General features: G+C 67.5%; 8 protein-coding genes. All 8 read left to right on the plus strand.

What is annotated here, in order from left to right:
- The first annotated feature begins 179 nt into the window (after window positions 1–179).
- The 8 genes from glgA to IX761_RS16280 all read left to right on the plus strand — a co-directional run bounded on the left by glgA (window position 180) and on the right by IX761_RS16280 (window position 13,238).
- Window positions 180–1,739 (plus strand): glycogen synthase GlgA, encoded by a 1,560-nt coding sequence (glgA, locus tag IX761_RS16245; RefSeq protein WP_194790589.1) that lies wholly within the window; start codon window positions 180–182, stop codon window positions 1,737–1,739.
- A 14-nt stretch (window positions 1,740–1,753) separates the two neighbouring features.
- Window positions 1,754–3,496: a malto-oligosyltrehalose trehalohydrolase gene (gene treZ / locus IX761_RS16250; RefSeq protein ID WP_194790590.1), complete on the plus strand. Its 1,743-nt coding sequence runs from the start codon at window positions 1,754–1,756 to the stop codon at window positions 3,494–3,496.
- Window positions 3,493–5,562 (plus strand): 4-alpha-glucanotransferase, encoded by a 2,070-nt coding sequence (malQ, locus tag IX761_RS16255; protein WP_194790591.1) that lies wholly within the window; start codon window positions 3,493–3,495, stop codon window positions 5,560–5,562. The genes treZ and malQ overlap by 4 nt, the downstream gene beginning before the upstream one ends.
- Window positions 5,559–8,333 (plus strand): malto-oligosyltrehalose synthase, encoded by a 2,775-nt coding sequence (locus IX761_RS16260; protein WP_194790592.1) that lies wholly within the window; start codon window positions 5,559–5,561, stop codon window positions 8,331–8,333. Before malQ ends, IX761_RS16260 begins: the two co-directional genes overlap by 4 nt.
- Window positions 8,334–8,353: 20 nt before the next feature.
- Window positions 8,354–8,596, plus strand: coding sequence for a DUF2934 domain-containing protein (locus IX761_RS16265; protein WP_194790593.1), 243 nt, complete (start codon window positions 8,354–8,356; stop codon window positions 8,594–8,596).
- A gap of 143 nt (window positions 8,597–8,739) precedes the next feature.
- Window positions 8,740–10,893, plus strand: a complete 2,154-nt coding sequence (glgX, locus tag IX761_RS16270) for a glycogen debranching protein GlgX (protein ID WP_194790594.1) — start codon at window positions 8,740–8,742, stop codon at window positions 10,891–10,893.
- A gap of 144 nt (window positions 10,894–11,037) precedes the next feature.
- A complete protein-coding gene (locus tag IX761_RS16275; RefSeq protein ID WP_194790595.1) occupies window positions 11,038–11,832 on the plus strand; it encodes an endonuclease/exonuclease/phosphatase family protein in 795 nt (264 codons plus the stop codon).
- 329 nt (window positions 11,833–12,161) lie between these two features.
- Complete coding sequence (locus IX761_RS16280) at window positions 12,162–13,238, plus strand: autotransporter outer membrane beta-barrel domain-containing protein (protein WP_194790596.1); 1,077 nt, start codon at window positions 12,162–12,164, stop codon at window positions 13,236–13,238.
- The last annotated feature ends 35 nt before the right edge of the window (window positions 13,239–13,273 follow it).

Here is a 13,273-nt window from a genome sequence, read left to right on the forward strand (position 1 = left end):
CACCCAACCCAACCCGTCCACACGCTTTTTNGCCGGAATGCCAAGCGTGCCGTGCCTGCGCGCACAGTAATGGGGCAAGGACCGCACTACCAAGATGCAACACCGAATATCAGAGAGAACCAGCACGCCATAACGCAACGGGTGCCCCGCACCCGCAAAAACAAGGGACGGAGAGAAGTATGATCAGTGCCGCTGTCGAACCTCACGTAGATGCATTCAACCCGGATAACCGCGAGCCGCTGCCACCCAGCCTCGCACCGACAGTCACGGCACCCGGCGCCCAGCGCCAGCACAACCCCAACAAGCGCAAGATCCTGTTCGTCACCTCGGAAATCGCCGACCTGGTCAAGACCGGCGGCCTGGGCGACGTGTCGTCCGCCCTGCCCCGGGCCCTGGCCCACCTGCACGATGTGCGGGTGCTGATCCCCGGCTACCGCCAGGTGGTGGAGAGCGACAACCCCATCCATGTCGTCGGCGAGCTGGGCGGCCATGCCGCACTGCCACCGTGCAAGATCGGGCGCATGGACCTGGCCGACGGCCTGGTGATCTATGTGCTGCTGTGCCCCGAGCTGTATCAGCGCGACGGCACCCCGTACGGCGCCAACAATGGCCGCGACTGGCCAGACAACCATATCCGCTTCGCCCGGCTTGGCCTGGCCGCCGCAGAGATCGCTGCCGGCGAAGGCATGGCCCACTGGCGCCCCGACCTGGTGCACGCCCACGACTGGCCGGCTGGCCTGGCCCCGGCGTACATGCACTGGCGCGGTTTGAGCACTCCAACCCTGTTCACCATCCACAACCTGGCCTACCAGGGCGTGTATAGCCGCGGTTGCAGCCCGGAGCTGGCGATCCCCGAGCATGCCATGCAGCAGGAAGGCATGGAGTTCTACGGCAAGCTGTCGTTCCTCAAGGCGGGGTTGGCCTACTCCAGCCACATCACCACGGTCAGCGCCACCTACGCCCGGGAGATCACCACCCCTGAGTTCGGCTGCGGCCTGGACGGTTTCCTCGCCAGCAAGGCCCAGCAAGGGCTGCTGGGTGGCATCCCCAACGGCATCGACGAAAGCTGGGACTCGGCCACCGACCAGCACCTGCACCACAACTTCAGCATCAACGACTGGGACGGCAAGGCGCGCAACACGCAACAGGTGCGTGAGCTGTTCGAGCTGGAACCCTCCAGCGGCCCGCTGTTCGCCGTGGTGTCGCGGCTGGTCTACCAGAAGGGCCTGGACCTCACCCTGGGCGTGGCCGACTACATCGTCGAGCAAGGCGGCCAGATCGCCATCATCGGCCGTGGTGAGCCGGAGGAAGAACAGGCCATGCGCGAACTGGCGCTGCGCCACCCGGGCCAAATCGGCGTGCGCATCGGCTTCAACGAAACCGACGCCCGGCGCATGTTCGCAGGCAGCGACTTCCTGCTGATGCCGTCACGCTACGAGCCCTGTGGCCTGAGCCAGATGTATGCACAGCGCTTTGGCTCGCTGCCGGTGGCGCGCAATACCGGCGGGCTGGCCGACACCATCGAGAACGGCGTCACGGGCTTCCTGTTCGACGACTCCACCGTGGACAGCTACCGCGAAGCACTCAGCCGCGCGTTCTACGTGTACGGCAAGAAGCACCTGCTCAACGCCATGCGCTGCCTGTCGATGACCCAGCCGTTCAACTGGTGCCAGGCGGTGGAGCCCTATGCGCGGCTGTACGAAGACCTGGTAAAGCAGGCCCACCTGGCCCACTACTGAGCGGGGAGCCGAAGATGCACAGGCATGGCGCACAGGTACTGGACGCCACGTCGGCGCGCTTCGCCCTCTGGGCGCCGGATGCGCGCAGCGTGAGCGTGGAAGTCGAGCGGCAGCCGCCCGTCGAGCTGCCGCGCGGCAGTGATGGCTGGTACGTAGGCGTCGCCCCTGGCCAGGCGGGCGACCGCTACCGGCTGCGTATCGACGGGCAGCTCCAGGTCGCCGACCCGGCCTCGCGCTACCAGCCCGAGGGCGTGCAAGGGCCAAGCGAGCTGGTGGACCTGGCCGGTTACCCGTGGCAGCACCCCTGGCACGGGCGGCCCTGGCATGAAGCGGTGATCCAGGAGCTGCACGTGGGCCTGCTCGGCGGCTACAGCGGCGTGACCAAGGTATTGCCACGCCTGGCCGAGCTGGGCATCAGCGCCATCGAGCTGATGCCCCTGGGGCAGTTCCCCGGCGAGCGCAACTGGGGCTACGACGGTGCCCTGCCATTCGCCCCGCAGCACAGCTACGGCCAGCCGCACGAGCTGTGCGCGCTGGTCGACCAAGCGCACGGCCAGGGCCTGATGGTGCTGGTGGACGTGGTCTACAACCACTTCGGCCCCGACGGCAACTACCTGCACCAGTACGCCAGCCCGTTCTTCCGTGAAGACCGGCAGACCCCCTGGGGCGCCGCCATCGACTTCCGCCGGCGTGAAGTGCGCGAATACTTCATCCAGAACGCCTTGATGTGGCTGTGCGACTACCGTTGCGATGGCTTGCGCCTGGACGCGGTGCACGCCATCGACCAGCCGGATTTTCTCGTCGAACTGGCGCGCCGGGTACGTGCCGCCGTCGAGCCAGGCCGCGAGGTCTGGCTGGTGCTGGAGAACGAGCACAACCAGGCCGCACTGCTGGAGCAGGGCTTCGACGCCCAGTGGAACGACGACGGCCACAACGCCCTGCACGTGCTGCTGACCGGCGAGACCGAAGGCTACTACGCCGACTACAAGGATCGCCCCATCGACCAGCTGGCGCGCTGCCTGAGCGAGGGATTCGTGTTCCAGGGCCAGGCCAACCGCCACGGCACGCCACGTGGCGAGCCGAGCAGCCACCTTGAGCCCAGCGCCTTCGTGCTGTTCCTGCAGAACCACGACCAGGTCGGCAACCGCGCCCTGGGCGAGCGCCTCACCCGCCTCTGCCCGCCGCCGGCGCTGAAGGCCGCCACCGCCCTGTTGCTGCTGTCGCCGATGATCCCGCTGCTGTTCATGGGCGACGACGACGGCAGCCGCAAGCCGTTCCTGTTCTTTACCGACTTCCACGATGAGCTGGCCGATGCGGTGCGTGAAGGCCGGCGCGGCGAGTTCGCCCATTTCGACGCATTCGCCGACCCACACAAGCGCGAGCAGATCCCCGACCCCAACGCCCAGGCCACCTTCGAAACCTGCAAACCCAGGCGCGAGGACGTACTGGCTGGCTGGCATGGCCTGTACCAGCAGCTGCTCGCCCTGCGCCAGCGCCATGTCACCCCGCATCTGCCCGGCACCCGCGCCCTGGGCGCCGAGGTGCTCGGCGACAAGGCCCTGACCGCACGCTGGCGCCTGGCCGACGGCCAGCAACTGCGCATCGACCTCAACCTCGACGCCCAGCCGCAGCCGGTGCAGTTGCCTGCCCTGCAACAGCGTCTGTACGACAGCAGCGACAACGCCCACCCCGACTCGACGCTTGCCGCGCACAGCTGCGTGGTCAGCCTGCTGCCCCCCGAACAGGAGACGCCATGAGCGACCATCCCCTGCACCGCCTGGCCGCCCGTGTCGGCATCGCCCGCGACTGGATCGACGCCAGCAATCGCCCGCAGCAGGTCAGCGACGAGGTGCTGCGCCAGGTGCTCGCCGGCCTCGGTCACCCCGCCGGCGATGATGCCGCCATTGCCACCAGCCTGCGTGCGGTCGCGCAGGCCGAGGACAGCGAGCACCTGCCGCCGCTGCTGACCGTCGATGTCGCCCAGCCGCTAGACCTGCAACGCTGGTTCAGTGCCGGCAGCCAGGCACGCTGCGCCCTGGAAGACGGCAGCCAGCACCAGCTGGTGCTGGACACCCAGGCCCGCCTGCCAGGCGAGCTGCCGACCGGCTACCACCAGCTGGATATCGATGGCCGCCGCTTCACCGTGGCCGTGGCACCTCCTCGTTGCCATGCATTGGACGATTGCGTCGATCAGCCACCGCCCCGCTGCTGGGGCCTGGCGGTGCAGCTGTACAGCCTGCGCCGCCCGGGCGATGGCGGCTACGGCGACTGCCTGGCCCTGGAACAGCTGGCGCGCAGCGCCGCCGAACGCGGCGCCGATGCCCTGGCGATCAGCCCGATCCATGCGCTGTCGACCCTCGACCAGCAGCACTACAGCCCCTACTCGCCCTCCAGCCGCCTGCTGCTCAACACCCTCTACGCCAGCCCCGCCACCCTCCTCGGCGAGCGCGCCGTGCGCATGGCGATCGAGGCCGAAGGGCTTGCACAAATCCTCGAAGAGCTCGAGCAACGCCCACTGGTCGATTGGCCGCGGGCCGCCGACGCCCGTCAGCGCCTTCTGCAAGCGCTGTACCGCGACTTCAGCCAAGGCGCACACCCGCTGCGCGAGGACTTCGACAGTTTTCGCCTCAGTGGCGGTGAAAAACTCGAACACCACTGCCGCTTCGAAGTGCTGCAAGCCCATGCCATGGAACACGGCCTGGGCGCCGACTGGCGCAACTGGCCCGCCGCCTGGCACGACCCCTACCACCCGGAAGTGCAAGCATTCGCCAACGCCTACCCGGCCAAGGTCGAGTTCCACGCCTTCTGCCAGTGGTTGACCGAACGCAGCCTGCAACGCGCCCAGGACGCGGCGCGCGGCAATGGCATGGCGATCGGGCTGATCGCCGACCTGGCGGTGGGCGCCGACGGTGCCGGCAGCCAGGCCTGGAGCCGCCAGGACGAGCTGCTGGCCGAGCTGAAGGTTGGCGCGCCGCCGGACATTCTCAACCGCGCAGGGCAAGACTGGGGCATCTGCGCCTTCTCCCCCGAAGGCCTCAAGCGCAACGGCTACCGCGCCTTCATCGAGATGCTGCGGGCCAACCTGGCCCATGCCGGGGGCCTGCGCATCGACCATGTGATGGGCTTGCGCCGGCTGTGGCTGATCCCCCGGGGCGCCAAGCCCAGCGAGGGCGCGTACCTGCACTACCCGCTGGATGACCTGCTGCGCCTGCTGGCGCTGGAGTCGGCGCGCCACCAGGCGATCATCCTCGGCGAAGACCTGGGCACCGTGCCCGAAGGCCTGCGCGAGCGCCTGGCCGACAAGGCGGTACTGGGCATGCGCGTGCTGCCCTTCGAGCAACAACCCACGGGCCACTTCGCGCCGATCCTCGACTGGCCGGACAACGCCCTGGCCACCACTGGCACCCATGACCTGGCGCCCCTGGCCGGCTGGCTGCTGGGCCGTGATATCGACTGGAGCCACCGCCTGCAACTGATCGACGCCGCCACCGAGCTGCACTGGCGCCACACCCGCGCGCTGGAACGCGACGGCCTGCGCCGCACCCTGGAGCAGAATTACGGCGCGCTGGCCGACGACGCAGCGCTGATCGACGCGGCGATCCGCTACGTTGGCCACACCCGCGCGCCGCTGGTACTGGTGCCGCTGGAAGACCTGCTGGGCTGCGACGAGCAGCCCAACCTGCCCGGCACCACCGCCGGCCACCCCAACTGGCGGCGACGCTTCAAGGCCCCGGTGCGCGAGCTGCTCGACGATGAAGACGCCGCACGGCGCCTGGAGCTGCTGGCCCAGGCCCGCGAACAAGCCTGGGAGCGTGACCGGTGAAGCCCTTGACCGCCACCCTGCGCCTGCAACTGCACAGCGACTTCACCCTGGATGACGCCGTGCCGCTGGTGCCCTACTTCGCCCGGCTGGGCATCAGCCATGTGTATGCCTCGCCGATCCTCACCGCCCGCGCGGGCTCGCGCCACGGCTACGACGTGGTCGACCCGACCCGGGTCAACCCGGAGCTTGGCGGCGAGGCGGCGCTGGAGCGCCTGGTGGCCGCGCTGCGCCAGCATGGCATGGGGCTGATCCTCGATACCGTGTCCAATCACATGGCCGTGGGAGGCGCCGACAACCCCTGGTGGCAGAGCCTGCTGGCCTGGGGCCGGCGCAGCCCGTACGCGGAATTCTTCGATATCCAGTGGCACTCCAGCGACCCGCTGCTGGCCGGGCAGCTGCTGCTGCCGTTCCTGGGCAGCGACTATGGCGTGGCCCTGCAGCAGGGCGAGATCCCGCTGACCTTCGACGCCGAACACGGGGTGTTCGAAGTCGCCCACTACGACCACCGTTTCCCGATCTGCCCGCTGGACTACGGGCGCATCCTTGGCTCGGCCGAAGACCCGCGGTTGCAAGCCCTGGCCCATCACTTCAGTGCCTTGCACGAGGCCGCCGACGCCTTGGCGGGTGCCACGCCGCTGCACCACGATCTGGCCCGCGTGGTCGCCGCAGGCGCCGACATCGAGGGCGCCCTGGCCGCCTTTGACAGCCGTACCGACGCCGGCTTCAAGCGCCTGCATCAATTGCTGGAGCGCCAGACCTACCGCCTGGCCAGCTGGCGCACCGCCGCCGACGACATCAACTGGCGGCGCTTCTTCGACATCAACGAACTTGGCGGCCTGCGGGTGGAGCGCGCGGTGGTGTTCGAGGCCACCCACGCCAAGCTGTTCGAACTGATCGAGCGCGGCCTGGTGGATGGCCTGCGCATCGACCATATCGACGGCCTGGCCGACCCGCGCCGCTACTGCCGCAACCTGCGCCGGCGGGTCGACGGGCTGCTGGCACGCCGGCCGCTGGGTGCCGCCCTGGAACACTTCCCGATCTACGTGGAGAAGATCCTCGGTGCCGACGAGCACCTGCACCGCGACTGGCTTACCGACGGCACCACCGGCTACGAGTTCATGAACCAGGTGTCGTTGCTGCAACACGACCCGGCCGGCGAGGGGCCGCTGACCGAGCTGTGGAGCACCGTCAGCGAACGCCCCGCGTTTGACGAAGAAGTACGTAGCGCCCGCCACCTGGTGCTCAACGCCAGCCTGGCCGGCGACTGTGAGTCGGTGGCCCAGGCCCTGCTGCAGGTGGCCCGCGACGACCTGATGACCCGTGACCTGACCCTCGGCGCGATCCGCCGGGCGCTACAGGCGCTGGTCGAGCATTACCCGGTGTACCGCACCTACATCAACGCCGGTGGTCGCCCGGCCGAGGATGAGCAGTTCTTCCAGCAAGCGCTCACGGGTGCACGGCAGTCACTGAGCGAAGCCGACTGGCCGCTGCTCGACCAGTTCGAACAGTGGCTGGGCGGCCAACCCTGGCGGCGCCTGCCCCCTGGCCGGCCGCGCAAGCACCTGCGCCACGCCTGCGTGCGCTTCCAGCAACTGACCGCGCCCAGCGCCGCCAAGGCGGTGGAAGACACCGCCTTCTACCGCTCCGGCCGGCTGCTGTCGCGCAACGACGTGGGGTTCGAGGCCGAGCGTTTCAGCACCGACACCGCCTGGTTCCACCATGAGGCCCAGCGCCGCCTGCGCAACTTTCCCGACAACCTGCTGGCCACCGCCACCCACGACCACAAGCGCGGCGAGGACTGCCGCGCGCGCCTGGCCGTGCTCAGTGAACGCGGGCCATGGCTGGCCAGCCGCGTCGAGCATTGGCGCGAACTGGCGGCGCCGCTGCGCGAAGGGTTGACCGAGGGCGATGCGCCAAGCCCGGGCGATGAACTGCTGCTGTTGCAGACCCTGCTCGGCAGCTGGCCGCTGGCGCTCGACCTGCACGATGACAACGCCCTGCGCCACTATGCCGAGCGCATCACGCAATGGCAGCAGAAGGCCCTGCGCGAAGCCAAGCTACGCAGCAGTTGGGCGGCGCCCAACGAAGGCTACGAACAGGCCTGCGCCCACTACGTGAGGGGGCTGCTACTGGACGGCGAGAACCAGCAGCTACGCCGCTCGCTGCACGACGCCGCGCACCAGCTCGCCTGCCCCGGCGCGCTCAACGGCCTGGTGCAATGCCTGCTGCGCATGACCACGCCGGGCGTGCCCGACCTGTACCAGGGCAATGAGTACTGGGACTTGAGCCTGGTCGACCCGGACAACCGCCGCCCGGTGGACTACGCGGCCAGGCGCGCCAGCCTCGATGACAGCACGCCACTGGCCGAGCTGCTGGCTCACTGGCGCGACGGCCGGGTCAAGCAGGCGTTGATCGCGCGACTGCTGGATGGTCGCAACAGCCACCCTGAGCTGTTCCGCCGTGGCAGCTACCTGCCCCTCACCGTGCGAGGGCGCCATGCCGACAAAGTGCTGGCCTTCGCCCGCCTGGGCGAGGGTGAGCGCGCCATCGTCGTTGCACCGCGGCTGGCCAGCGCCCTGCTGGGCGCGGCCACCACCCCACTGATCCCGGCACAGAACTGGGACGATACCCGGCTGTTACTGCCGTTTGCCTTGTCGCCTGCCAACTGCTCGGGACTTTTCGGTGGCGGTGTGGTCAGCCCTTCAAAGGAGCTGAGGTTGAGCACCGTGCTGGCAGAGTTCCCGGTCAATGTGTTGATTGATCATGCCTAACTGCATTCAGGAGCGTCGTGATGACTGTCGAAGAAAAACGTGTTCGCGAATTCGCCTATCAGATCTGGGAGTCGGAGGGTAAGCCGGCCGGCCAGGAGGATCGGCACTGGGAGATGGCGCGCAAGCTGGCCGAGGCCGAAGCCCTGGCGCCCAAGGCTGCGCCGCGCAAGAAGGCGGCGGCCAAGCCGAAGGCGGCGGCGACCGCTGAAAAGCCAGTGGCGGCGAAGAAGCCGAAAGCCGTGAAGAAGCCAGCGGCTGGCTGAATTTCAGGTATTGACTGTTCCGGCCCTATCGCTGGCAAGCCAGCTCCCACAGGGTCGTTGCAGCCGCTGTACCTGTGGGAGCTGGCTTGCCAGCGACAGGGCCGCACTGCGGCCCCCGTTCCCCCCGCACCACGAGGACCGCCATGAGCCCCCGCACCCCGAAGAAAACCCGCTCCGTCGCCCCGACGCGCATCCGTGAGGGCCTGCCCTTCCCGTTGGGCGCCACCTGGGACGGCCTGGGGGTCAACTTCGCCCTGTTTTCGGCCAACGCCACCAAGGTCGAGCTGTGCCTGTTCGATTCCACCGGCGAGCAAGAGCTCGAGCGCATCGAGCTGCCCGAATACACCGACGAGATCTACCACGGCTACCTGCCCGACGCTCATCCCGGGCTGGTCTACGGCTACCGTGTGCACGGCCCCTACGAACCGCAGAACGGCCACCGCTTCAACCCCAACAAGCTGCTGATCGACCCCTACGCCAAACAGCTGGTGGGTACGCTGAAATGGTCCGAGGCGTTGTTCGGCTACACCATCGGCCACCCCGATGGCGACCTGTCGTTCGACGAGCGCGACAGCGCGCCCTTCGTGCCCAAGTGCAAGGTCATCGACCCGGCGTTCACCTGGGGCCGCGACCAGCGCGTGCTGATCCCCTGGGAACGCACGATCATCTACGAGGCCCACGCCCGCGGCATCAGCATGCGCCACCCGGCGGTGCCGGAAGACCTGCGCGGTACCTTCGCCGGCCTGGCCAACGACGAGCTGCTCGGGCATATCAAGGCGCTCGGCGTCTCCAGCATCGAGCTGCTGCCGATCCACGCCTTCGTCAACGACCAGCACCTGCTGGACAAGGGCCTGAACAACTACTGGGGCTACAACAGCATCGCCTTCTTCGCCCCGCACCCCAGGTACCTGGCCAGCGGCAAGATCGCCGAGTTCAAGGAAATGGTCGCGCACCTGCACGACGCTGGGCTGGAAGTGATCCTCGACGTGGTCTACAACCACACCGCCGAGGGCAACGAGCGTGGCCCGACCCTGTCGATGCGCGGCATCGACAATGCCTCGTACTACCGCCTGATGCCCGACGACAAGCGCTTCTACATCAACGATTCCGGCACCGGCAACACCCTGGACCTGAGCCACCCGTGCGTGCTGCAGCTGGTCACCGACTCGCTGCGCTACTGGGCCGGCGAGATGCATGTGGATGGTTTCCGCTTCGACCTGGCGACCATTCTCGGCCGCTATCACGACGGCTACAGCGAGCGCCATGGCTTCCTCGTGGCCTGTCGCCAGGACCCGATGCTCAGCCAGGTCAAGCTGATCGCCGAACCCTGGGACTGCGGCCCGGGTGGCTACCAGGTGGGCAACTTCGCCCCCGGCTGGGCCGAGTGGAACGATCGCTTTCGCGATACCGTGCGCAGCTTCTGGAAGGGTGACGAGGGCATGCTCGCCGACTTCGCCGCGCGCATGACCGCGTCGGGGGACATGTTCAACAACCGCGGCCGGCGGCCCTACGCCTCGGTCAACTTCGTCACTGCCCACGACGGCTTCACCCTGCGCGACCTGGTGTCATACAACGACAAGCACAACGAAGACAACGACGAGAACAACCAGGACGGCACCAACAACAACCTGTCGTGGAACTGCGGTGTCGAAGGCCCTACCGACGACCCAGCCATCAACGCCCTGCGCATGCGCCAAATGCGCAACTACTTCGCCACCCTGCTGCTGGCCCAGGGCACGCCGATGATCGTTGCGGGTGACGAGTTCAGCCGCACCCAGCATGGCAACAACAACGCCTACTGCCAGGACAGCGAGATCGGCTGGGTGAACTGGGACCTGGACCAGGACGGCCAGGAACTGCTGGCCTTCGTCAAGCGCCTGACCCGGCTGCGCCTGGCCTACCCGATCCTGCGCCGCTCGCGCTTCCTGGTTGGCGACTACAACGAGGCCATTGGCGTCAAGGACGTCACCTGGCTGGCCCCGGACGGCAGCGAGATGACCGTCGAGCAGTGGGAAGACCCGCACGGGCGCTGCCTGGGCATGCTGATGGACGGCCGTGCCCAGGTCAGCGGCATCGCCCGGCCGGGCGCCGAGGCGACCCTGCTGCTGATCGTCAACGCCTACCACGATGTGGTGCCGTTCACCCTGCCGGCGGTGCCGGAGGGCGAGTACTGGAGCTGCCTGGTGGACACCGACCGGCCGCAGTTGCGCAAGCCCCAGCACCTGGCGTTCGACACGGTGTTCGAGGTGCAGGGGCGGTCGTTGCTGTTGATGGTGTTGCAGCGCGAGGAAGAGTGAACCTGGCAATGGTCATCTGGTCCTACGCTGTGGGAGCGGGCTTGCCCCGCGATAGTGCCGGGCCTGTGGTCCCTGTAACACCGGTTGACGCATCGCGGGGCAAGCCCGCTCCCACGGATGACTCATTGCCACAGAGGAGTGATCGTGAACCACGAAGCCAGCAGTCCAGGTTTCGCCAGCGTCAGCCAGGCCCCGGCCGTGCACCGGGTCAAGGTGCTGACGGTCAACACCCACAAGGGCTTCACCGCCTTCAACCGGCGCTTCATCCTGCCCGAACTGCGTGAGGCGGTGCGCAGCACCCAGGCCGATATCGTGTTCCTCCAGGAAGTGCTAGGCAGCCATGACCGGCATGCCACCCGTTACCCAGGCTGGCCACAGACCTCGCAGTACGAATTCCTCGCCGACAGCATGTGGAGCGACTTCGCCTATGGCCGCAATGCGGTCTACCCGGATGGCCACCACGGCAACGCGCTGCTGTCCAAGTACCCGATCATCGAGCACCGCAACCTCGACGTGTCGATCACCGGCCCCGAACGCCGTGGCCTGCTGCATTGTGTGCTGGCGGTGCCTGGCCAGCGCCAGCTGCACGCCATCTGCGTGCACCTGTCATTGCTCGAAAGCCACCGGCAGAAACAGCTTGCGCTGCTGCGCCAAGTGCTCGATGCCCTGCCCGCCGATGAGCCGGTGATCATCGCTGGCGATTTCAACGACTGGCAACTGCGCGGCAACCGCACCCTGGGGCTGCAACAGGGCCTGCACGAAGCCTTCGAACGCCATCACGGGCTGCTCGCACGCACCTACCCGGCGCGCCTGCCGCTGCTGCGCCTGGACCGTATCTACCTGCGCAACGCCGACAGCCACGCCCCCAGGATCCTCGGCCACAGGCCCTGGACCCACCTTTCCGATCATCTGCCGCTGGCGGTGGAAGTGCGCCTGTAGCAACGTTTCGGCATAGCCCGCCAAGGGCAAATCACCATTCTCGATATACCCAACCAAAATTCTCGGACATTCAATGAATTGGGGATATCAACGAGCCTTTCTCGTGCGCCTCACACTTTCTTGACGCAAGCGCCGTCGTCTCCTTAGCTGAACAGAACCAACAGACGTAAAAATTCGTGCCGGGCCTCTAGCTCGCGCCTTCGTGCGCGCTCCAGCAGGCTGGCGCGCTGGTTTGGGTCGCCCCCTGTTCTTGTCGTACAGCTCGTGACATCAGGCCAGGCCAAGGCTGTGCCATGTGCTGCCCATCACACAACAACAGGAGATCCGCCATGAAAAGCACCTCGAACCCCTTGCGCTTCGATGCCATTTTCTGCGCGGTTTCCACGTCGCTGCTGCTCGCAACCCCAGTGGAAACCTTCGCCTTCGAACCGCAGGAGGGCGAACCCTTCGCGCGCTTCCTGCAACAGCCCGAGATGCCACGACTATCCCTCGACCCGGTCAGCGCCAGCGGCCTGAGCCAGGGCCTGCTGGGCGCGTTCTCCGAACGCATGGAGAGCCGCCATGGCACGGCGGCGCCCGACCTGATCGCCAGCCAGTGGTCGCAGTTTTTCCCTGGCAGCTCACGCACCGGCGCTCAACCTCCGGAGCAGATCGAGGCACCCAGCCAGCAGTTGATGATCGGCCCGGACCTGTTCGTGCGTGAATCCAGCGATGGCAATGTGCACCGCGCGGGGATCTTTGTCGGCCACAACAACCTGCAGAGCACCTTCAACGGCATGCGCCCGTTGCTGGGCGACAAGCAGCGCAATGCGGTGAACCTCAGCGGCGAGAGCCTGGGGGTGTACTGGAGCATGACCCATGAGCAGGGCTGGCACCTGGACGCGGTAGCGATGGGCACGCGCATCGACGTCAACGGCCGCTCCCAGGCCGGGCAGCGCCTGGACGACAGCGGCCATGCGATGACCTTCTCGCTGGAGGGCGGCTACCCCATCGGCCTGGGCGGCGGCTGGGTGATCGAACCCCAGGCGCAGTTGATCAACCAGCAGTTCTTCCCCGGTAGCCAAGTGCAGGAGGAAACCTTGCAGGCGTTCGACAGCCAGCCCAGCTGGAGCGGCCGGATCGGTGCCAAGCTGTCCGGGCGCTACGAGGTGAATGGCATGCCCTTCGAGCCCTACGTGCGGACCAACGTGTGGTACGACTTCACCAACAGCGACACAGTACAACTGGCGCAGGTGGACAAGATCTCCAGCTCGCGCTACTCGACCACCGTCGAGCTGGGATTGGGGCTGGTGGCGCGGGTCACGCCCAGCGTGGCGCTGTTCGTCAGTGCCGACTACAGCAGCGATGTGGATGGCAATGACCTGAATGGGTTGATTGGCAGTTTGGGGGTGCGGATGCGTTGGTAGGCAGGCTCGGCCTCATCGCCGGCAAGCCGGCTCCC

This window comes from Pseudomonas sp. UFMG81 (assembly GCF_015354575.1).
Lineage (GTDB): Bacteria > Pseudomonadota > Gammaproteobacteria > Pseudomonadales > Pseudomonadaceae > Aquipseudomonas.